This window comes from Nonomuraea sp. NPDC003201, assembly GCF_053590415.1.
Map to the genome: position 1 here is coordinate 16,025 of NZ_JBSFTC010000101.1, position 18,996 is coordinate 35,020.

At 70.5% G+C, this 18,996-nt stretch carries 19 protein-coding genes; 15 read left to right on the top strand and 4 right to left on the bottom strand.

Features of this window, described 5'->3' with window-relative positions:
• Positions 1–51: 51 nt before the first annotated feature.
• The 10 genes from ACWDX9_RS30015 to ACWDX9_RS30060 all read left to right on the top strand — a co-directional run bounded on the left by ACWDX9_RS30015 (position 52) and on the right by ACWDX9_RS30060 (position 9,966).
• A complete protein-coding gene (locus ACWDX9_RS30015) occupies positions 52–1,653 on the top strand; it encodes a PucR family transcriptional regulator ligand-binding domain-containing protein (RefSeq protein ID WP_449959700.1) in 1,602 nt (533 codons plus the stop codon).
• A gap of 11 nt (positions 1,654–1,664) precedes the next feature.
• Complete coding sequence (locus ACWDX9_RS30020; protein WP_350722619.1) at positions 1,665–1,868, top strand: RNA-binding S4 domain-containing protein; 204 nt, start codon at positions 1,665–1,667, stop codon at positions 1,866–1,868.
• A 149-nt stretch (positions 1,869–2,017) separates the two neighbouring features.
• Positions 2,018–2,662, top strand: coding sequence for an NYN domain-containing protein (locus ACWDX9_RS30025; RefSeq protein WP_350722617.1), 645 nt, complete (start codon positions 2,018–2,020; stop codon positions 2,660–2,662).
• 148 nt (positions 2,663–2,810) lie between these two features.
• Positions 2,811–4,223: a uracil-xanthine permease family protein gene (locus ACWDX9_RS30030; protein WP_364239456.1), complete on the top strand. Its 1,413-nt coding sequence runs from the start codon at positions 2,811–2,813 to the stop codon at positions 4,221–4,223.
• Positions 4,220–5,047 (top strand): FAD binding domain-containing protein, encoded by an 828-nt coding sequence (locus tag ACWDX9_RS30035; RefSeq protein WP_449959703.1) that lies wholly within the window; start codon positions 4,220–4,222, stop codon positions 5,045–5,047. Before ACWDX9_RS30030 ends, ACWDX9_RS30035 begins: the two co-directional genes overlap by 4 nt.
• Positions 5,037–5,546 carry a (2Fe-2S)-binding protein gene (locus ACWDX9_RS30040; protein ID WP_449959705.1) on the top strand — a complete coding sequence of 170 codons (510 nt, stop codon included), beginning with the start codon at positions 5,037–5,039 and terminating at the stop codon, positions 5,544–5,546. The genes ACWDX9_RS30035 and ACWDX9_RS30040 overlap by 11 nt, the downstream gene beginning before the upstream one ends.
• The gene (cutA, locus tag ACWDX9_RS30045; protein ID WP_449959707.1) at positions 5,543–7,900 is read left to right on the top strand and encodes an aerobic carbon-monoxide dehydrogenase large subunit; all 2,358 of its coding nucleotides are present in this window, start codon (positions 5,543–5,545) and stop codon (positions 7,898–7,900) included. Before ACWDX9_RS30040 ends, cutA begins: the two co-directional genes overlap by 4 nt.
• Positions 7,901–7,999: 99 nt before the next feature.
• Positions 8,000–9,007 carry a leucine-rich repeat domain-containing protein gene (locus ACWDX9_RS30050; protein WP_449959709.1) on the top strand — a complete coding sequence of 336 codons (1,008 nt, stop codon included), beginning with the start codon at positions 8,000–8,002 and terminating at the stop codon, positions 9,005–9,007.
• 66 nt (positions 9,008–9,073) lie between these two features.
• On the top strand, positions 9,074–9,496 hold the full coding sequence (locus tag ACWDX9_RS30055) for a hypothetical protein (RefSeq protein ID WP_350722606.1): 423 nt from the start codon (positions 9,074–9,076) through the stop codon (positions 9,494–9,496).
• Between the two features lie 50 nt (positions 9,497–9,546).
• A complete protein-coding gene (locus tag ACWDX9_RS30060) occupies positions 9,547–9,966 on the top strand; it encodes a hypothetical protein (RefSeq protein WP_350722604.1) in 420 nt (139 codons plus the stop codon).
• On the opposite strand, the gene ACWDX9_RS30065 is transcribed toward ACWDX9_RS30060, so the two are convergent.
• From ACWDX9_RS30065 to ACWDX9_RS30075, 3 genes are all read right to left on the bottom strand, one after another.
• On the bottom strand, positions 9,963–12,272 hold the full coding sequence (locus ACWDX9_RS30065; protein WP_449959711.1) for a PQQ-dependent sugar dehydrogenase: 2,310 nt from the start codon (positions 12,270–12,272) through the stop codon (positions 9,963–9,965). The genes ACWDX9_RS30060 and ACWDX9_RS30065 overlap by 4 nt on opposite strands.
• Before the next feature lie 28 nt (positions 12,273–12,300).
• The gene (locus ACWDX9_RS30070) at positions 12,301–13,011 is read right to left on the bottom strand and encodes a hypothetical protein (RefSeq protein ID WP_449959713.1); all 711 of its coding nucleotides are present in this window, start codon (positions 13,009–13,011) and stop codon (positions 12,301–12,303) included.
• A gap of 105 nt (positions 13,012–13,116) precedes the next feature.
• Positions 13,117–14,148, bottom strand: coding sequence for a LacI family DNA-binding transcriptional regulator (locus ACWDX9_RS30075; protein WP_364239443.1), 1,032 nt, complete (start codon positions 14,146–14,148; stop codon positions 13,117–13,119).
• Positions 14,149–14,252: 104 nt separating this feature from the next.
• On the opposite strand from ACWDX9_RS30075, the gene ACWDX9_RS30080 reads away from it, so the two are divergent.
• The 5 genes from ACWDX9_RS30080 to ACWDX9_RS30100 are packed head-to-tail and all read left to right on the top strand — an operon-like array spanning position 14,253 to position 18,782.
• Positions 14,253–15,482, top strand: coding sequence for an amino acid ABC transporter substrate-binding protein (locus ACWDX9_RS30080; protein WP_350722598.1), 1,230 nt, complete (start codon positions 14,253–14,255; stop codon positions 15,480–15,482).
• Complete coding sequence (locus ACWDX9_RS30085; RefSeq protein WP_449959716.1) at positions 15,476–16,357, top strand: branched-chain amino acid ABC transporter permease; 882 nt, start codon at positions 15,476–15,478, stop codon at positions 16,355–16,357. The genes ACWDX9_RS30080 and ACWDX9_RS30085 overlap by 7 nt, the downstream gene beginning before the upstream one ends.
• Positions 16,341–17,330: a branched-chain amino acid ABC transporter permease gene (locus tag ACWDX9_RS30090; RefSeq protein ID WP_449959718.1), complete on the top strand. Its 990-nt coding sequence runs from the start codon at positions 16,341–16,343 to the stop codon at positions 17,328–17,330. Before ACWDX9_RS30085 ends, ACWDX9_RS30090 begins: the two co-directional genes overlap by 17 nt.
• Positions 17,327–18,058: an ABC transporter ATP-binding protein gene (locus ACWDX9_RS30095; protein ID WP_449959720.1), complete on the top strand. Its 732-nt coding sequence runs from the start codon at positions 17,327–17,329 to the stop codon at positions 18,056–18,058. The genes ACWDX9_RS30090 and ACWDX9_RS30095 overlap by 4 nt, the downstream gene beginning before the upstream one ends.
• On the top strand, positions 18,051–18,782 hold the full coding sequence (locus ACWDX9_RS30100; protein ID WP_449959722.1) for an ABC transporter ATP-binding protein: 732 nt from the start codon (positions 18,051–18,053) through the stop codon (positions 18,780–18,782). Before ACWDX9_RS30095 ends, ACWDX9_RS30100 begins: the two co-directional genes overlap by 8 nt.
• On the opposite strand, the gene ACWDX9_RS30105 is transcribed toward ACWDX9_RS30100, so the two are convergent.
• Positions 18,779–18,996: cytochrome d ubiquinol oxidase subunit II (locus tag ACWDX9_RS30105; protein ID WP_449959724.1), on the bottom strand; the 218-nt coding region annotated here is incomplete at its 5' end. The genes ACWDX9_RS30100 and ACWDX9_RS30105 overlap by 4 nt on opposite strands.

Below are 18,996 nucleotides of genomic sequence, written 5' to 3' on the forward strand. Positions count from 1 at the left end.
CGGGAAGGTTGGCTCTTCCTGACAGACGGTTTCTGGGGTCACAATCTCCACATGGAGCCCCCCGTCCGTCTCGCCAGCACCGGGACGATCATTCACGGCGTTTCCGTCGGAGAGGTGCTCGGCGTCTCCACCCTCGCCGAGGCCAGGCTGATCGCGGGGGAGAGCGGGCTGGGCCGCATCGTTCAGCGGCTGAACGTCATGGAGGTCCCCGACATCCTGGCCTGGGTCAAGCCGCACGAGCTGCTGCTGACCACCGGCTACCCGCTGCGCAACACGCCGCAGTCGCTCGGCCGGCTGGTCGCCGACCTGGACGAGCGCGGCCTGTCGGCACTGGCGATCAAACTCGGCCGATATGTGGACGAGCTGCCCGACGAGATGGTCGAGCAGGCCGACCGGCTCGGCTTCCCGCTCATCCTGCTGCCGAACGACGTCGGGTTCGACGACATCCTCAACCAGGTGCTGACCGACATCCTCAACCGCCAGGCCGCCGTGCTCGCCCGTGCCGAGGAGGCGCACCGGGCGCTGGTGCAGGTGGTGCTGGCCGGGGGCGGGCTCAACGAGGTGGCCGCGGAGGTGGCCCAGCTGCTCGACGTGTCGGTGGCGGCCGTGGACGGCTCGGGCCGGGTGCTGGCCACCGCGGGTCCGGCCGAGCAGGTGGCCGTCCTGCGCGAGTCGATCTCCCGGGAGGGCCTGCCCCGTACGTCCGCCTCGGGGCGGGTACGGTCGTTCGCCTCGGTGCCCGTGCTGGCCGGGGGCCACCACCACGGGAGGATCGTCGCCTACAGCCCGTCCGGGACGATCCGCGACAGCGACGTCGGCATCCTCGAACGCGCCGCCACCGTGGCCGCGCTGGTCGTCACCCGGCAGGAGGCGGTCAACGCCGTCGAGAGCAAGTACCGCGCCGACTTCCTGCGCGACGTGCTCACCGGCCGGGCGGGCACGGCGGAGCGGGTCACGGCCCGGGCGCGGGCGTTCGGGTGGGACCTGGCGCGGCCGGTGACCGTACTGGTGGCCGAGCTGGACCCGGACGGCGATGAGCGCAGCGCCCAGGACCGGCTGGTGGCGTGCTGGACGGCGGCGATGCGCCGGCACGACCCGCGCGGGGCGGTCGCGGGGTTCTCGCACGAGGTGGTGGCCGTGGTGGACGCCTCGATCGACGCGACCCGGGTCGCCAAGGACGCGGCCTCGGGCTTCGCCGACGTGCCGCCCGCGACGTTCTCGACCGGCACCTCCCGGCCCAGCCCGGGGGCGGAGACGCTGCCGGAGGCGTACTCGCAGGCGCTGAAGGCGGCCCGGGTGGGCCGCCAACTGCACGGGCCCGGCGCCGTCGCCCACTTCGACCAGCTCGGCGTCTACCGGCTGCTGTCCCTGGTCAACGACACGGAGGAGCTGCACGCCTTCGTACGCGAGACGCTCGGCCCGCTGGCGGCCGACGCCGACGCCGAGAACGCCGACCTGCGCCGCACCCTGCAGGTGCTCCTGGAGACCAACATGAACGTGGCCGAGACGGCGCGGCGCCTCCACTTCCACTACAACACCCTCCGCTACCGGATCGGGAAGCTGGAGCGCCTGCTCGGCAACTTCACCGACGACCCGCACCTGCGCCTCAACCTGACCCTGGCCCTGCACGTGCTGCGGATGCGCGGCATCTAGGGTTGGGGCTTGTGGATTTCGAACTGCGCTCCGAGTACATCCCGCTGTGTGACCTGCTGAAGTACTGCGGGATCACGGAGACGGGCGGCATGGCCAAGCTGCTGATCGCCGAGGGGCTGGTGCTGGTGGACGGCGAGGTGGAGCTGCGCAAGCGCGCCAAGATCCGCTCGGGGCAGGTGGTCAGCGGGGAGGGGTTCTCCATCCACGTGGAGTAGTGGGAACCTGTTGACGAAAAGTCACCGCACGCTTACTCACTGTTTACTAACATCGGGCGCGCTGGCAAAAGAAACGGCCCCCTGTCGGGGGCCGTCATACCCGGGAACGTACCCCCGGGCGGGTGACTCCATGTTAGGGCGTGATAGCGGTGAGCGACAAGTCGAATCCCGGAATCGAGCGCGTCGGCGTCTATGTCGACGGGTTCAACCTGTACTACGGCCTGAGGGAGCTCGGGAGACGGCGGCATCTCTGGCTCGATCTGCGTGCCATGGCGACGCACCTGCTGCGGCCGCATCAGCGCCTTGTGGGTGTCAGCTACTTCACCGCGGCGATCCGCAACGATCCCCCGGCCGTGGCACGGCAGGAGACGTATCTGGCCGCGACGGCAAGCCTCGGCGTGCAGGTCGTCATGGGGAGATACCAGCAGCAGTCGGTGCAGTGCCACTCTTGCGGAGCGACGCGCCGGACCTACGCCGAGAAGCAGTCCGATGTGGCGCTCGGCGCGGCCATGGTGGCGGATGTCGCGACACGCCAGGTGGACGCGGTCATGCTCGTGTCGGCCGACTCTGACCTATGCGCGGCGGTTCATGCCATCAGGCGGCTGAATGACGAGCTTGCGATCAAGACACGGGTGATCACCGTGCTCCCGCCCCGAAGGCGCTCCGAGATTCTGCAGCGCGTCAGCGACGCGTGGTTCCCGCTGGGTCATGCCGTGATCCGCCGGTCTCAGCTTCCCGACGTCGTCCAGGCATCCGACGGGTGCGTCTACCACCGCCCGCAGCACTGGAACTGACCTCACAGTGAATTCGGATCGCGTGTGCGCGAGGTTTTCACTGGCCCCGCGCGTAGATTTGGCAGATCATGCCCGTGTAGGAGCGTTACGACGGGCCTAATGTGCCCGCAACGGAACGTGTCGCCGGCCCAGGACAAGAGGGGCTCTCATGGTTTTGGGATGGACCAAACACGGTGACGGCAAGCACCTGGCGCCCGGAGAGGTGGTCAGACCCGACGAGCGGCTGAGCTGGCCCAGGATGGTGGGCTTCGGGGCGCAGCACGTGATCGCGATGTTCGGCGCGACGTTCGTCTTCCCCCTGGTGATGGGGCTGGACCCGAACGTCGCCGTGATGATGTCAGGCGTCGCCACGATCCTGTTCCTGCTGATCGTGAAGGGGAAGGTGCCCAGCTACCTCGGCACCAGCGCGTCCTTCGTCGGCGGGGTGCTGGCCATCAGGGCCGCCTACGGCGGTGACACGGCCGGCGCGGACGCGATCGTGACCGGCTCGATCCTGGTCGCCGGGTTCGTGCTGGCGCTGGCCGGGCTGGCCGTCCACTTCCTCGGGGTGCAGATCATCCACCGCGTCTTCCCGCCCGTGGTCACGGGGGCGGTCGTCATGCTGATCGGGTTCGGGCTGGCGTACGTGGTGGCGGACGTCTACTGGCCGCAGGACCACTGGGTCGCGCTCATCACCATGCTGGTGACCTTCCTGGTGATCGTGTTCTTCAAGGGGTTCGTCGGCCGGATCGGGGTGCTGGTCGGGCTGATCGCGGGGTTCGTGCTGTCGTGGGTGCTGGACAAGACCGCGGGGGCCGTCACGTCCGTGCTGCCCGGCGCCAACCTGCGGGACGCGGCGGGCGCGAGCTGCCCGGCCGAGGGGACGTACTGCGTGGCCACGGCCTTCCCGCACGACCGGGTGAACTTCGACTCCGTGGCGTCCGCGCCCTGGTTCGGGGTGCCGAACTTCCACGCCCCCGACTTCAAGACCTCCGCCGTGCTGCTGGTGCTGCCCGCCGTCATCGCGCTCATCGCCGAGAACATCGGGCACGTCAAGGCCGTCGGCGAGATGACAGGGGCGGACGTCGACCCGTACGTGGGACGGGCGGTGATGGCCGACGGGGTGGGCACCATGGTCGCCAGCGCGGTCGGCGGCTCGCCCACCACCACCTACGCCGAGAACATCGGCGTCATGGCGGCCACCAAGGTCTACTCGACCGCCGCCTACTACATCGCCGCGATCATCGCGATCCTGTTCGGGCTCTGCCCCAAGTTCGGCGCGCTGGTCGCCGCGACCCCGGGCGGCGTGCTGGGCGGGGTCACCGTCATCCTGTACGGGATGATCGGCCTCCTCGGCGCCAGGATCTGGATCGAGAACCGCGTCGACTTCTCCGACCCCGTCAACATGGTTCCGATCGGCGCGGGCATCATCCTGGCCATCGGACCTGTGAGCCACTTCATCGGCGGCGACTTCACCCTTGAGGGGATCGCGCTCGGCACCATCGTGGTGCTGGGCGGATACCACCTGCTGCGGGCCATCGCCGGACGACCCGCCCGGCCGGCCGGGAGCGAGGCCGGGTGAAACCGCCCCCGTTCGAGTACCACGCCCCCCGCGACCTCGACGAGGCGCTCCGGACCCTCGCGGAGGTGGGCGGGAAGGTGCTGGCCGGAGGGCAGAGCCTGATCCCCATGCTGAACATGCGGCTGGCCGCTCCCGAGCATCTCGTCGACATCAACCGCGTCCGGGGGCTGTCGGCCATGGAGACGGAGCGGGGCGGTGTCCGGGTGGGGGCGACGGTCCGGCACTCGCAGGCGGAGCGGGCCGGGGCGCATCCGCTGCTGAGCCGGGCGCTGCGGCTGGTCGCCCACCCGGTGATCCGGAACCGGGGGACCGTGGTGGGCAGCCTCGTGCACGCCGACCCGGCCGCCGAGCTGCCGGCCGTGCTGGCCGTCCTGGGCGGCTCCGTACGGGTGGCCCGGCAGGGGCAGGTACGCGACGTGGGCGCCGAGGAGTTCTTCGTCGGGCCCATGGAGTCGGCGGTCCAGCCGGGCGAGCTGGCCGTGTCGGCATATTTCCCGGCATTGGGTCCGCGTACCGGGGCAGCCTTCGAGGAGGTGGCCCGGCGGCACGGCGACTACGCCCTGGCCGGCGTCTGCGCCGTCGTCACGCTCGACGAGGACGGCGCGGTTGAGGCCGCCAGGCTCGCCTGCATCGGCGTCGGCCCCGTGCCGATCGTCGTGGACGTGACGGAGAGCCCCGCGGACGCGGCGCGGATCGTACGGGACCGGGTCGAGCCCGAGGGCGACATCCACGCCTCGGCCGCCTACCGCCGCCACCTCGTGGGCGTGCTGGCCGAGCGGGGCGTACGGAACGCGACCAGGGAGGCAGGGGATCGTGGAGCATGAGATCACGCTCGTCGTGAACGGCACGGCCAGGCGGGTCGGCGTGCCCGCCAGACGCCTGCTGTCCGACTGCCTGCGCCACGACCTCGGCCTGACCGGCACCCACGTCGGCTGCGAGCACGGCGTCTGCGGCTGCTGCACCGTGCTGCTCGACGGGGAGCCGATCCGGTCGTGCCTGACGTTCGCGGTCAGCGTGGACGGGTCCGAGATCACCACCGTCGAGGGGCTGGCTTGCGACGGCACCAGGGCGACCGAGCCCGCCTCACGGAGTGAGGCCATGAGCGCAGTCCAGCGGGCTTTTGCCGAGTGCCATGGGTTGCAGTGCGGGTTCTGCACGCCGGGGTTCCTGTGTACGGTGACCGCCCTGCTGCGGGACAACCCCACCCCCACGGACGACGAGGTGCTGGAGGGCATCTCGGGCAACCTGTGCCGGTGCACCGGCTACCAGAACATCGTCAAGGCCGTCCACCGGGCCGCCGAGCTGCTGGCGGAGGAAGCATGACGACGAGGCTGTTCGGGGAGCCCGTGCAGCGGCGGGAGGATCCCAGGCTGCTCACCGGCCGGGGCCGCTACCTCGACGACCTCGGCCCCGACGCGCTGGCCGCCGCGTTCGTGCGCTCGCCGCACGCGCACGCCCGCATCCGTGACATCGACGTGGGCCCCGCGCTCGACGTCGAAGGGCTCGTCGCCATCTACACCTGGGAGGACCTCCCCGGACGGGTCGGCCGGCCGCTGCCGCTGCTGATCCCGCACCCGGCGCTCACCCACGGGCGCACCGCGTACCCGCTGGCCAGGGACGTCGTCAGGCACGTCGGCGAGCCGGTGGTCATGGTCGTGGCGGCGGACAGGTACGCCGCAGAGGACGCCTGCGCGCTCATCGAGGTCGACTACGAGCCCCTCAAGCCGGTCGTCGGCCTGGAGGAGGCCGTGCAGGGCGCCCAGCTCGTGCACGAGGACGTGCCGGGCAACGTCGGCGCGCACCTCGTCCAGGAGGTCGCGGGGACGGACGGGCGCGGCGCGCGCGAGGCGATCGAGACCGCGCCGCACACGCTGGCCTTCCGGCTCGACATCGAGCGCAGCGCCAGCATGCCGCTGGAGGGGCGCGGCGTGTACGCCCGGTGGGACGGCCGGGACCTGCGCGTCTACTCCAGCACCCAGACCTCCACCAGCGTCCGCATGGCCGTCGCCGCCGCGCTGGAGCTGCCGCTGCCGCAGGTCGAGGTGATCGCGCCCGACGTGGGCGGCGGCTTCGGGGTGAAGATCGTGCACCCGTGGCCCGAGGAGGTGCTGGTGCCGTGGGCCGCCATGACGCTCGGGCGCGAGATCAAGTGGACGGAGGACCGCAGGGAGCACTTCATCTCCTCGGCCCACGAGCGCGGCCAGGTCCAGTACGTACGGGTCGGCTTCGACGACGACGGCCGCGTGCTCGGCCTGGACGTGACGATCCTGCACGACCACGGCGCCTACACCCCCTATGGGATCATCGTGCCGATCGTCACCTCCACGCAGCTCCTGGGGCCGTACAAGATCGGGGCGTACCGGGTCGAGTTCACCGCCGTCTACACCAACACCGTGCAGGTCACCCCCTACCGGGGGGCCGGCAGGCCGCAGGGCGTGTTCTGCATGGAGCGGACCATGGACAAGATCGCCCGCTACCTGGGCAAGGACCGCACCGAAGTACGCGAGGTCAACTTCATCGGGCCCGACGAGTTCCCGTACGACCAGGGGATGACGTTCCAGGACGGCCGGCCGCTGATCTACGACAGCGGCGACTATCCCGAGATGCTCCGCATGATCAAGGAGCTGATCGGCTGGGACTCCTTCGAGGCGCGGCCCGGCAGGGGCATCGGCGTCGGGTGCTACGTCGAGGGCACCGGCGTGGGGCCGTACGAGGGCGGGCACGTGCAGGTGACCTCCGACGGGCGGGTGCACGTGTCCACCGGGCTCACCTCGCAGGGGCAGGGGCACGAGACGGCCTTCGCGCAGATCGTCGCCACCGAGCTGGGCGTGCCCATCGAACGGGTGAGCGTGGTCACCGGCGACACCCGCAGGTTCGGCTACGCCGTCGGCACCTTCGCCTCGCGGGCGGCCGTCGTCAGCGGCAACGCCATCGCGCTGGCCTGCCGGAAAGTACGCGACAAGGCGCTGCGGATCGCGGCCGACGCGCTGGAGGCCGACCCGGCAGACCTGGAGATCACCGACGGCATGGTGCACGTGGCCGGCACGCCGAGCGCGTCCATCCCGCTGTCCACGGTGGCGGTGCTGGCCAACCCGCTGCGCTACGCCTTCGACGACGAGACGGCCAAGGCCACCCAGTTCTCCGGCACCGCGTCGCCCGACCGGCCGCCGGTCGCCGAGGGCGAGGAGCCGGGGCTGGAGGGGCGCGACTACTACTCGCCGATCAGGTCCACGTTCGCGTCGGGCATGCACGCGGCGATCGTCGAGACCGACCCGGACACGGCCGAGATCAAGGTGGTGCGCTACGCGGTCGTGCACGACTGCGGCCGGCTGATCAATCCGATGATCGTGGAGGGCCAGATCCACGGGGGAGTGGCGCAGGGCATCGGCGGGGCGCTCTACGAGCGCATGGTGTACGACTCGCACGGCCAGCTCGTCAACGCCTCCTTCATGGACTTCCTCATGCCGTACGCCACCGAGATCCCCCATGTCGAGACCGCCCACCTGGAGACGCCGTCGCCGCTCAACCCGCTCGGCGTCAAGGGCGCCGGCGAGGCCGGCGTGATCCCCGTCTCCGCGGTGATCGCCTCGGCCATCGAGGACGCCGAGGGCATCGAGATCGACCGCATGCCGATCTCCCCGTCCGAGCTCTTCGACCTGCGCGCCACCGACCGATGACCACCGACCGATGACCACCGACCGATGACCACCGACCGATGGCCCGCTGCACGATGATCCGCGCCGACCGATGACCCGCGCCGTGGGATGATCGGCGCCATGCGTGCGCCCGCTTCCGGTCTGACCGAATTCCCGGCCGTTCCCGCCGACGTCCGCCTGATCGACCTGGCCTGGAACGACCTCGCCGAGGTGCCCGCCTGGGTGGCCGGGCTCACCGCGCTGGAGGAGCTCAGGCTCGACGGCAACCGGCTGCGCTCGCTGCCCGCCCTGTCGGGGCTCACCGCGCTGCGGGCGCTGCACCTGGACGGCAACGAGCTGACGTCCTTCCCGGGCTGCCCGCCGCGCCTGGAGGTGCTCTTCCTGTACGGCAACCGCGTCGGCGCGATCCCCGACCGGCTGAGCCCCGCCCTGCGGCACCTCGCGGCGGGTGGCAACGGGCTGACCGAGGTGCCCGGCTCGCTCTGGAAGCTGACCGGCCTCGAATCCCTCAACCTCGCCGAGAACGCGCTCACCGAGGTCCCGGCCGCGATCGGCGGGCTGACCCGGCTGCGCATGCTGGACCTCGGCCACAACCGGCTCGACTCCGTCCCGCCCGAGCTGGGCGACCTGGACCTGACCGACTACCTCTACCTGAGCGACAACCGGTTCACCCAGGTGCCGGAGGCGATCGGGCGGCTGGACCGGCTCGCCTACCTCAACCTCACCGACAACCGGCTCACCCGGCTGCCCGAGTCGCTGGGGCGGATGGCCGCGCTGGTGGAGCTGCGCCTCTACAACAACCGGCTGGAGTCCCTGCCCGAGGCCATCGGCGGCCTGGCCGGGCTGCGGGAGCTGCACGCGCAGGGCAACCGGCTGACCCGGCTGCCCGCCTCCATCGCCGAGCTGGGCGAGCTGCGCGTGCTCGACCTGCGCAACAACCACATCCGCGAGCTCCCGGACCGCCTGCCGCCCGGGCTCAGGCACCTCGACCTGCGCAACAACCGGCTGCGTGAGCTGCCCGCGAGCCTGCCCCCGCTGGAGAAGCTCGACCTGCGGTGGAACAAGCTCGACGGCGAGCCTGAGGTGCTGCGACGGCTCCGCGATCAGGGCTGCGTCATCCTGCGCTGATGGAATCGCTCAGGTTTGGGCTGATTCGGGGTGAACCGGGGTGATCGAGGGTGCGTACCTCCGCACATGACGACATTTCCACGTCTGGCCGCTTTCGCGCTGCTGGCCGGACTGGTCGCCGGATGCTCCTCAGGGGGCTGGGGCGACTACGTCGCAGCGGGCGAAACGCAGAAACCAGCCGCAATCCTCACCGTCGAGCAACTCTCCGCCAAGGTCGGCTGCAAGCCGAAGATGCAGGTGGAGGCCTCCGACCTCCGCACCGGCTACTGCAAGACCAAGGCGGGTCAGTTCTTCGTCAACACGTTCGCCAGCGAGAAGCTCAAGGACGAGTGGATGGACCGGGCGCCGGAGTACAACCCGCACCTGGTCGGCCCGCAGTGGACCGTCCTGGGCCCGCTCCCGGTGCTGGAGCAGCTCAAGGAGCCGCTCAGCGGCGATCTGCACCTGATGGACCACAGGGTCTCCCAGACGCCTGCGCCACCGAAGTAACCAATCGGTATGAGGTGAACCGGGGCTGGTGGGCCCGCGTACCTTCGCACATGACGACACTTCCACGTCTGGCCGCTTTCGCGCTGCTGGCCGGACTGGTCGCCGGATGCTCCTCAGGGAGCGGAGGCGGCTATGTCGCAGCAGCAGGAAAGCAGGGCCACGCCGCCCCCCTCACCGTCGAGCAGCTCTCGGCCAAGGTCGGCTGCAAGCCGAAGATGCAGGTCAACGCCGCCGAGATCCGCACCGGCTACTGCAAGACCCCCGATGGCGAGTTCTTCGTCACGACGTTCAAGACGCAGGCGGGCAAGGACGCCTGGATGGACGCCGCCCCCGAGTACAACCCCCACCTGGTCGGCAACCTCTGGACCGTGCTGTCCAGTCGCAAGGTGCTCGACCTGCTGAAGGAGCGGCTCGGCGGCGACCTCCACCTCACTGATCACCGTACGAAGCAGATGAAGACCATCGGCTAGCGGAGCTTCAGCAGCTCGTACTGGGCCCAGACCTCGGCCGGGGCCGCGACGCGGTCCAGGAACATCAGGCCGTCCATCCGGCAGTCGCAGGGGTTCTGCTCCCTGGTGTTCTGCGGATAGCTTCCGCCGATCTTGATGCCTCTCGGGTCCGTCGCCGAGGTGACGTCCGGCTCGGGGTCCCCTTCGACGCCCCACGGGTCGCCGGTGACCGAGTAGAACCCGTCGAGCGGGCGGCCGTTCCTGTAGAGCTTCATCGTCCCCTTGTCGAAGTCGAACGTCGCGGCCAGGAACACCCACTGGTCCCGAGGCAGCACCTCCCGCCAGGGCTTGTTCGCGGCGAACGTCTGGGAGGCGCTGCCGTCCACCCGCCGGGCGAGCGCCACGACCCTCATCTCGCCGTTCACCGTGATGAGCTCGAGCAGGGCCCGGACGTCGTGCCCCTGGGAGTTGCCGCTGAGCACCCCGGCCAGGCCGATCGCGTTGAAGAAGTCGGCCGGGTCCTCGGTGTTGGAGTTGGGCGCCGGGCCGTCGCCCAGCATCTTGAACCAGCCCATGACGGTCGCGCCCTTGACGCCGTTGAACGCGCGCAGCGTCGGCACGCCGTCCGCGCCGTAGACGCCGGCCTTCCAGTCGTCGTTGCCGGTCGTGGCCGGATCGACCTGGCGGGTCTGCAGCGCGTACGTGCTGCCCCGGTAGGCCTGGTCGGCCACGCGCATGGCGGCGCCGCCGTTGACCAGCGTGATGTTCGTGCCGGACAGGCCCTGGTCCTGCTCCTGGGCCGGGTCGGCGGGCAGCGGGTGCTCGAAGTCGTACGCGGCCACCACGTGGTCACGCAGGGTCGGCAGCACGTTCGGCGGGGTCCAGCCGGCCTTGGTGATCTTCCAGATCTTCCCGTTCGCCTTGGACAGCACGTAGAGCTCGCCCGCGCCGTCCCGGCCGAAGCGCAGGTCCACGCGGGTGCTCCCGGCCAGGTCCTGCATGGTCAGCTGCCTGCCGGACGCGTCCACCAGCCGCGGCTTGTGGATCGTGGCCCGGCGGCCGGTGCGCTCGTCCATCTCGGAGGCGACGGTGAAGAAGACCTGACCGTCCACGATGTCGCCGAACAGGTACTTGCCGTACAGCGGCGGCAGCTTCTGCCCGCGGTAGACGAACCCGCCGGTGACGGCGTGGCCGCTGTCGGAGGTGCAGGAGTGTCCGGGCGGCGGGTCGTGGTCGTAGGCGGCCACCGGGTAGGTGTAGCCGTACTGCGCGTCGTCGTCCGGCAGCGTGTAGAGGTGGCAGCGGTCGGACTTGTTGAACACGAACGAGCCCTCGCGCTCGCTCCAGCCCAGGTTGTCGCCGGCGCCGACGTCGTAGATGGCCTCGATGGCGTGCTCGCCGATGTGGCCGAGGAACAGCCGGTTGCCGGCCTGCGGGTCCCAGCTGAAGCGGTGCGGGTCGCGCATGCCGTACGCGTAGATCTCGCCGAGCTTGCCGGCCTGGCCGGCGAACGGGTTGGCGGCGGGGATGCCGTACCTGCCGTTGGCGCCGTTCGTGCCGGCCGGGTCGATCCTGAGGATCTTGCCCTGCGGGATGGCCAGGTTCTGCGGGTCGTCGCTGGACACGCCGCGGGCGCCGTCACCGGCGGCGACGTACAGCAGGCCGTAGTCCTTGTCGCCCTTGCGGGCCGTCGGGTTGAAGTCGATCTGCTGGATGCCGTGGATCTGGCCGCTGAAGCCGAGCCGCAGCACCTCCCTGCGGGTGCCGGAGAAGACGTTCGCCTTCGGGTCGGTGGCCGTCCACTCGGTGATGACGCCGTGGAACCTGGTGCTGGGCTGCGGCGTCAGGTCGGGGGTCTTCGTGGTCAGCGCGTTGCCCCACTCGGTGTGCACGGTGTAGAACTTGCCGTTCCTGGCGAATTCGGGGTGGAAGGCGGCGAAGCCGAACCCGCTGCCCAGGCCGCGTCCGGAGACGAAGTCGGGCGCGAAGGTGGCGCCGACGTCCAGGTATTCGCGCGGCTGGCCCTTGTCGAGGAAGTAGAGCTTGCCGTTGAGGTCGTTGACGAACAGGCGGCGCGAGCCGTCGGGGAGCTCGCCCAGGTAGTTGATCCTCGCCCAGCGGACCAGGCGGGCGTCGGTCGGCTCGGGAGTCGTCTCCGTCTTAGGGAACGAGGCGAACTCCTCCAGCGTCAGCGTCAGCCCCGAGGCGGTCGGCTTCTCGGGGATGGGGTCGTCGACGGGGGTCGGGTCGGCCTGCGCGGCTGCCGGCGGCGCGCATAACGCGGTCACCAGCACCGCGGCGATCAGGCACCGGAGGGTTTTCGGCATACCTGTTCACCACCAGGGGAGTCGAGGGCTATTGATCGGCGCCGTCGCAGGCAGGGGTGCCCTTGACGGTCATGTCGCGCATCCTGCCGATGTTGTCGAAAGAGCCGAAGCCGACCCGGCCCGACGCGAACGTGCGGTCGGTGGCCGTGATCAGCGGCGTGGTGGCGCCGTCCATGTAGACCGCGATGCGGCCGGTCTCGGCGCAGTGGGTGACGCGGACGCGGTGCCACGCCGTGTCGGTGACCGCGGGCGGCGCGCCCACCTGGCCGTTCCACTGGTCGTCGATGCGCAGGCGGTCCGCGTTGTTGACGACGAAGATCCCGTTGTGCGGGTAGATGGTGTTGTCCTGCGAGAGGTGGACGTAGTAGAACTCCGTGTCCGAGCGGTAGCCGAACACGATGATCACGTCGCGGTTGCTGACGCTGGTCGGGGTGTCCAGGCGGACCTGCGCGTCGATCCGCACCGAGCCGAACTCGGGGCCCGTCTTCAGCACCGCGTACTCGAAGGGCCGGCGCGGGCCCGGGCGGGCGACGCCGGCCTCGGCGAGGATCACCTGGTCGCCGGGGAACTGCCACTTGGCGGGCGTCACCGGAGCCCAGTTGCGCCCGTCGTTGACGTGCTTCACCTTGGCCTGGCCGGGGCCGCAGTCCGGTGCGTCTGTGGCGGTGGCGGCCTGCGCGGGGATCGGTACGGCCAGCGCGAGCACGGCCGTCAGGAGGAGGGTGCGAAAGGCTGACATCCAGGATCCTCTCGCCGGATGGCTCAACGTAAGCGCTTCCGAAAGCGCTTCCGTAAAGAAACTAACCCGGAAGATCCGGCTGTCAAGAGGGTCGGTGAGCCGGTGTCAAGGCGGCGGTGGGGCCGTGGAGGCGCGTACGACCAGCTCGTGCGCGGTGCGGCGGCGGCGCGGGCGCGAGGCGGGCGGCTTGAGAACTAGCTCAAGCGCTTGCTTGCCCATCTCGACCATGGGCAGCCTGATCGTGGTGAGCGCCGGATAGACGTCGCGCGCCACCGGCACGTCGTCGAACCCGGCCACCGAGATCTCCCCGGGCACCCTGCGCCCGTTGTTGAGCAGCCACGACAGTGCGCCCACCGCCATCGGGTCGTTGAGCGCGACCACCGCCGTCAGGTCGGGGTGGGCCCGCATCAGCCGGGCCGTGGCGGCCGCGCCGCCCTCCCTGGTGAAGTCGCCGTGCACGACGGGGAACGAGCGCCAGTCGAGCCCGGCAGCGGCCAGCGCCGCCCGCAGCCCGGCCAGCCGGTCTTCCACCGTGGTCAGGTTGGCCGGGCCGCCGAGCACGCCGAGGCGGCGGTGGCCCAGGTCGAGCAGGTGGTGCATGAGCGTGGAGCCGCCGGCTGCGTTGTCGGGCAGCACGGCGTCCACCGGCAGGTGGTGGCGGCCGATGACGGCCACCCGGCCGCCCGCCGCCGTGAACGAGCGCACCTCGGTGGCGATGTCGGCCTCGGTCGCCGCATCGACGTAGCCGGATCCGGCCAGCACGATCGAGGTCACGCGGTGCGCGCGCAACGCCCGGACCCGGGCCAGCTCGGCACGCGGGTCGCGCTCGGTCTGGCTGATGAGCGCCATGTAGCCGCGGCTCTCGGTCTCGCGCAGCACGCCCCTGGCGATCTCGCCGAAGTAGGGGTCGCCGACGTCGTGGACGATCAGCCCGACCATGGACGCCTGCCCGCCGGCCAGGGCCCGCGCGTGGCTGTTGGGCACGTAGCCGACCTGGGACGCGACCGCCTGGACGTGGGCGGCGACCTCGGCGCTCACGCCGCTGCTGCCCGTCAGGGCCCGGGAGGCCGTGGCCAGCGAGACCCCCGCGGCCTTGGCCACGTCGACGAGGCGGGGTGGATGGGATCGCTCGGTCATGCGCTGAGAACCCCCCTTGTCCGGGGCTGGATCTCGTGTAATCGTAACCGAAAGCGCTTACGTAAGCGCTTTCGTGGCGCCTCTTCTGACGGGGGATTTCCTCGATGGCAAGAGTTCTCAAGAGCCTGACGATCACTTCGATGTGCGCTTTGGCCCTGACCGCCTGCGCCAAGACCGACGAGCCGGGGACGGCTCAGCCGGCGGGGCAGCAGCAGGGTCCAGTCAAGATCGGCATCTCCCTTCCGCTCACGGGCGACTTCGCCGAGCCCGGCAACGGCATCAAGGACGGCTACCAGGTCTGGGCCGACCGGGTGAACGCCAAGGGCGGCCTGCTGGGCAGGAAGGTCGAGCTGATCTTCCGCGACGACGCCTCCGACCCCAACCGGGTCAGCTCCGACTACGAGTCGCTCATCACCCAGGACAAGGTCAACCTGGTCTTCGGACCGTTCTCGTCGCGGCTGGTGATCCCCGCGGCGAAGGTCGCGGAGTCGTACAACATGCTGTTCGTGGAGCCGGCCGGGGCCGCCAAGGAGGTCTTCGAGCAGGGCTTCAAGCGGCTGTTCTACGCGGCGCCGGCGATCGCGAGCGACCACTACAACTACCTGGCCGACTACATCATCAAGCTGCCGGCCGACAAGCGGCCGAAGACGGCGGCGTACGCGAGCCTGGACGACCCGTTCGCGCAGGGCACCGCGTACGGGCTGCGGGACAAGCTGGCCGCGGCCGGGATCAAGACGGTCGTGGACGAGGTCTACCCGCCCGAGACCACCGACTTCTCGCCCATCGCCGCCAAGATCGCCGCGGCCAAGCCGGACATCGTGGTGGGCGGCACGCAGTTCGAGGACTCCGTGGGCCTGGTGCGCGCGCTGCAGGAGCTGAAGGTGCAGCCCAAGCTGGCGGCGTTCTCGACGGGGCCGACGGAGCCGGAGTTCCCCGCCGCGGTGAAGGGGGCGGCCGAGAGCATCATCTCGCCCGTCGGCTGGTCGGCCACGGCCACCTTCACCGGCAACCAGGAGATGATCAAACGCCACAAGGAGATGTTCAACGGCGAGGCGAACGAGGACACCGCCAACGGCTTCACCGTCGGCCAGGTCGTCGAGGCCGCCGTGAACGCCGCCAAGTGCGTCGACGCCACCAAGGAGTGCCAGGACAAGCTGGCCGACCACATCAGGCAGGGCACGTTCGACACGGTCGTGGGCAAGCTCTCCTTCGACGACCAGGGCAGGCCCGAACAGGCGCACATGATCCAGCAGTACGTCGGCGGAAAGGTCGAGATCGTGCTCCCCGAGCAGGCCAAGACGGCCGACCTCGTCTACCCGAAGAAACCATGGTGAGCCTGCTCCTGCAGGGGCTGGCCCTGGGCGTGCTGACCGGAGGCCTCTACGCGCTGCTGGCCTCCGGCCTGTCGCTGTACTTCGGGGTGATGCGGGTGGTCATGGTGGCCCACCCCGCGTTCCTGTTCCTGGCCGCCTATCTGACCTACACCGTGCACACGACGTTCGGCGTGGACCCGTTCCTGGCGCTGCCCGTCACCGTGCCGCTCTTCTTCGCGCTGGGCGTGGCGGTGCAGCGGCTGCTCGTCGCGCGGCTGGCGCCGGACAACCTGGCGATGATGTCGGTGCTGCTGACGTTCGGGATTGCGCTGACGATCGAGGGGCTGCTCGGGACGATCTACACCGGGTCCTACAAGTCGGTCAGCATGGAGTACGCGACCAAGTCGCTGACGATCGGCGGCGTGCACCTCCCGTACGACAAGATCATCGCCTTCTTCGTCGCGGCGCTCACCCTCGCGGTGCTGTTCGCGGTGCTGGTGAGGAGCCGGTTCGGGCAGGCGCTGCGGGCCACCATCCAGCACCGGGAGGCCGCCCGGCTGGTCGGCGTCCAGACCGAGCGGGTCGCCGGGTACGGCTTCGGCGTCGGCCTCGCCACCGCGGCCGTCGGCGGCACCGTGCTGGCGCTCATCACGCCGTTCTTCCCCGCCTCGCACTGGGTGTGGATCGGCAAGCTCATGGCCATCATCGTGGTCGGAGGGCTGGGGAGCGTGATCGGCGCGGCGCTGGCGGCCGTCCTGCTCGGCGTGGTCGAGGGCCTCGTGCTGGTGACCGTGGACGCCACCTGGGCCACGATGATGTTCTACGTCTTCCTCTTCCTGACGCTGCTCGCGCGCCCCCAGGGGTTCTTCGGAGGCCGCCTTGCGCATCGCTTCTAGAGGCATCCCGCTGCTGGTCGCCAGCCTGGCGCTGGCCTATCCGTGGCTGGTCCCCAACTACTACCTCGTGTACGCGGGCGCGCTGACCGTCATGTACGCCGCCATGTCCACGTCCTGGAACCTGCTGGGCGGTTTCACCGGATACGTCTCCCTCGGCCACTCGGCGTTCTTCGGCCTCGGCGCGTACGGGACCGGCCTGCTGATCGTCCGCCTGGGCGTGCCGTGGGTCGCGGCCCTGCTGATGTCGGCTGTCGCCGTGACGGCGTTCGCCGTGTTCGTCGGCGTCGCGGCCGTGCGGGTGCGCGGCGCGTCGTTCGTGATCGTGTCGATCGCGCTCGTGTCGATGATGAACCTCGTCGTGCAGGGCTGGCGCTCGCTCACCGGCGGCTCCACCGGGCTGCAGATCCCCTCGCCCTTCCCCGACCTGCACCGGGGGCAGACGCACATCGTGTTCTTCTACCTGTTCCTGGCGCTGCTCGGGCTCGCGCTGCTGTCCTGGTGGTACGTCTCGCGCTCCCGGTTCGGCGCCGGCCTGCGGGCGATCAGGGAGGACGAGGACAAGGCCGAGTCCCTGGGGGTGCCGACGGGGGCGTACAAGGTGACGGCCTTCGCTCTGTCGGCCCTGTTCGTGTCGCTCGCCGGAGGGCTCTACGCGGTCTGGTTCGGCAGCCTCGACCCGATCTTCGTCTTCTCCATCCTCATCGGGTCGTACATGGTGCTGATGAGCCTGCTCGGCGGGGTCAGGCACCTGTTCGGGCCGCTGCTCGGGGCGCTCATCGTGGCCCCGGCGGGCGAGTACTTCCTGATCGCGCTGGGTGAGACGCAGATCCACCTGACCGCGACGGGCCTGCTGCTCGTGCTGGTCGTGCTGTTCATGCCGGACGGCATCCTCGCCCGGCTCACCAGGAGGCGCGCCGGGCCCTCCATCCCGGACGAGACGGCCGAACAACGCCTCCAGGGGGTGGCCCGATGAGCTCGCTGCGCACCGAGGGACTGACCAGGGCGTTCGGCGGGGTGCTCGCCGTGGACGGCGCGAGCGTCGAGCTCCAGGAGGGCAGGATCAACGGCCTGATCGGGCCCAACGGCTCCGGCAAGACCACGTTCTTCAACATCGTCACCGGCATGATCAAGCCGGACTCCGGCCGGGTGCTCTACCGCGACCGCGACATCACCCGCCACTCGCCGCACCGCATCGCGCACGCCGGCATCGGCCGCACCTTCCAGCTCTGCCGCGTCTTCCCGCGCCTGACCGTGCTGGAGAACATGCTGGTCGCCGTCCGCCGCACCCGCCTGCGCGAGCTGCTGGCCGGGCTGCGGGACCAGGGCGAGGTCGAGCGGGCCCGGCACTGGCTGCGGCGCATGGGCATCGAGCACCTGGAGGACGCCGAGGCCCGCGACCTGTCCTACGGCCAGCAGAAGCTGCTGGAGCTGGCCGCCGTCCTCATGGCCGAGCCCGAGCTGGTGCTGCTGGACGAGCCGGCGGGCGGGGTCAACCCGGCGCTGATCGACCGGATCGTCTCGCTCGTACGCGACCTCAACGCGGAGGGCCGTACGTTCCTCGTCGTCGAGCACAACATGGACATGGTGATGGGCATGTGCGACCACGTGATCGTCTTCGACCGGGGAGCGCCGATCGCGGCGGGCCCGCCCGCCGAGGTGCGGGACGACCCGCGCGTTCTGGAGGCGTACCTCGGTGTCTGAGACCGTCCTGGCACTGGAAGACGTCGAGGCAGGCTACGGCAGGGCCGCGCCGGTGCTGCGCGGCCTGACCGTCACCGTGCGCGCCGGCGAGGTCGTCTGCCTGGTGGGGCCGAACGGCGCGGGCAAGTCCACCGCGCTCAAGGTCGCCAGCGGGCTGCTCGCGCCCCGGTCGGGGCGGGTCCTGCTGGCCGGCCAGGACGTGACGGGCCTGTCGCCGCAGCGCCTGCTCGGGCGCGGGCTCGCCCACGTGCTGCAGGGGCACAGCGTGTTCCGCGAGATGACCGTGGCCGAGAACGTGCGGCTCGGCGGCTTCACCGTGCGCGACTCCTCGAAGCTCCAGGCCCGGATGGAGGCGGTCAAGGAGCTGTTCCCCGTGGTGGGCGAGCGGTGGGGGAGCATGGCCGGGCTGCTGTCGGGCGGGCAGCAGAAGCAGGTGGAGTTCGCGCGGGCGCTCATGCTGGAGCCCTCCGTGGTGCTGCTGGACGAGCCGTCGATGGGGCTCGACCCGCGTAACACGCAGGTGGTCTTCGACCAGATCGACCTGATGCGCCGTACGGGCGTCGCCGTGCTGCTGGTGGAGCAGAACGCGCGCCGGGCGCTGGAGATGGCCGACGTCGGCTGCGTGCTCGACCTCGGCCGGGTCCACATCTCCGGCCCCGCCCGCGAGCTGGCCGCCGATCCCCGGCTCGGCCGCCTCTACCTCGGCGGCGCCCCTGTCACCTAGCCGTGCGTGAGGAGGGTGCCCTCCACCCGGACGCGCTTCCTGAACACCCAGTACGTCCACCCCTGGTAGACCAGCACGAACGGGAGCGTGATCAGGCCGATCCAGCTCAGCATCGTCAGCGTGTACGGCCCGGAGGCCGCCTCCGCCAGCGTCAGGCCGGGGAACGGGCGCAGGCGCAGCTCCATGAAGACCGCCAGGGTCGACAGCACGATCG

Bases quoted from the DNA above. Each gene is read 5' to 3' on its own strand.
- ACWDX9_RS30015 (WP_449959700.1), top strand. From the start codon at position 52: ATGGAGCCCCCCGTCCGTCTCGCCAGCACCGGGACGATCATTCACGGC.
- ACWDX9_RS30030 (WP_364239456.1), top strand. From the start codon at position 2,811: ATGGTTTTGGGATGGACCAAACACGGTGACGGCAAGCACCTGGCGCCC.
- cutA (WP_449959707.1), top strand. From the start codon at position 5,543: ATGACGACGAGGCTGTTCGGGGAGCCCGTGCAGCGGCGGGAGGATCCC.
- ACWDX9_RS30050 (WP_449959709.1), top strand. From the start codon at position 8,000: ATGCGTGCGCCCGCTTCCGGTCTGACCGAATTCCCGGCCGTTCCCGCC.
- ACWDX9_RS30055 (WP_350722606.1), top strand. From the start codon at position 9,074: ATGACGACATTTCCACGTCTGGCCGCTTTCGCGCTGCTGGCCGGACTG.
- ACWDX9_RS30060 (WP_350722604.1), top strand. From the start codon at position 9,547: ATGACGACACTTCCACGTCTGGCCGCTTTCGCGCTGCTGGCCGGACTG.
- ACWDX9_RS30065 (WP_449959711.1), bottom strand. From the start codon at position 12,272: ATGCCGAAAACCCTCCGGTGCCTGATCGCCGCGGTGCTGGTGACCGCG.
- ACWDX9_RS30070 (WP_449959713.1), bottom strand. From the start codon at position 13,011: ATGTCAGCCTTTCGCACCCTCCTCCTGACGGCCGTGCTCGCGCTGGCC.
- ACWDX9_RS30075 (WP_364239443.1), bottom strand. From the start codon at position 14,148: ATGACCGAGCGATCCCATCCACCCCGCCTCGTCGACGTGGCCAAGGCC.
- ACWDX9_RS30080 (WP_350722598.1), top strand. From the start codon at position 14,253: ATGGCAAGAGTTCTCAAGAGCCTGACGATCACTTCGATGTGCGCTTTG.
- ACWDX9_RS30085 (WP_449959716.1), top strand. From the start codon at position 15,476: ATGGTGAGCCTGCTCCTGCAGGGGCTGGCCCTGGGCGTGCTGACCGGA.
- ACWDX9_RS30095 (WP_449959720.1), top strand. From the start codon at position 17,327: ATGAGCTCGCTGCGCACCGAGGGACTGACCAGGGCGTTCGGCGGGGTG.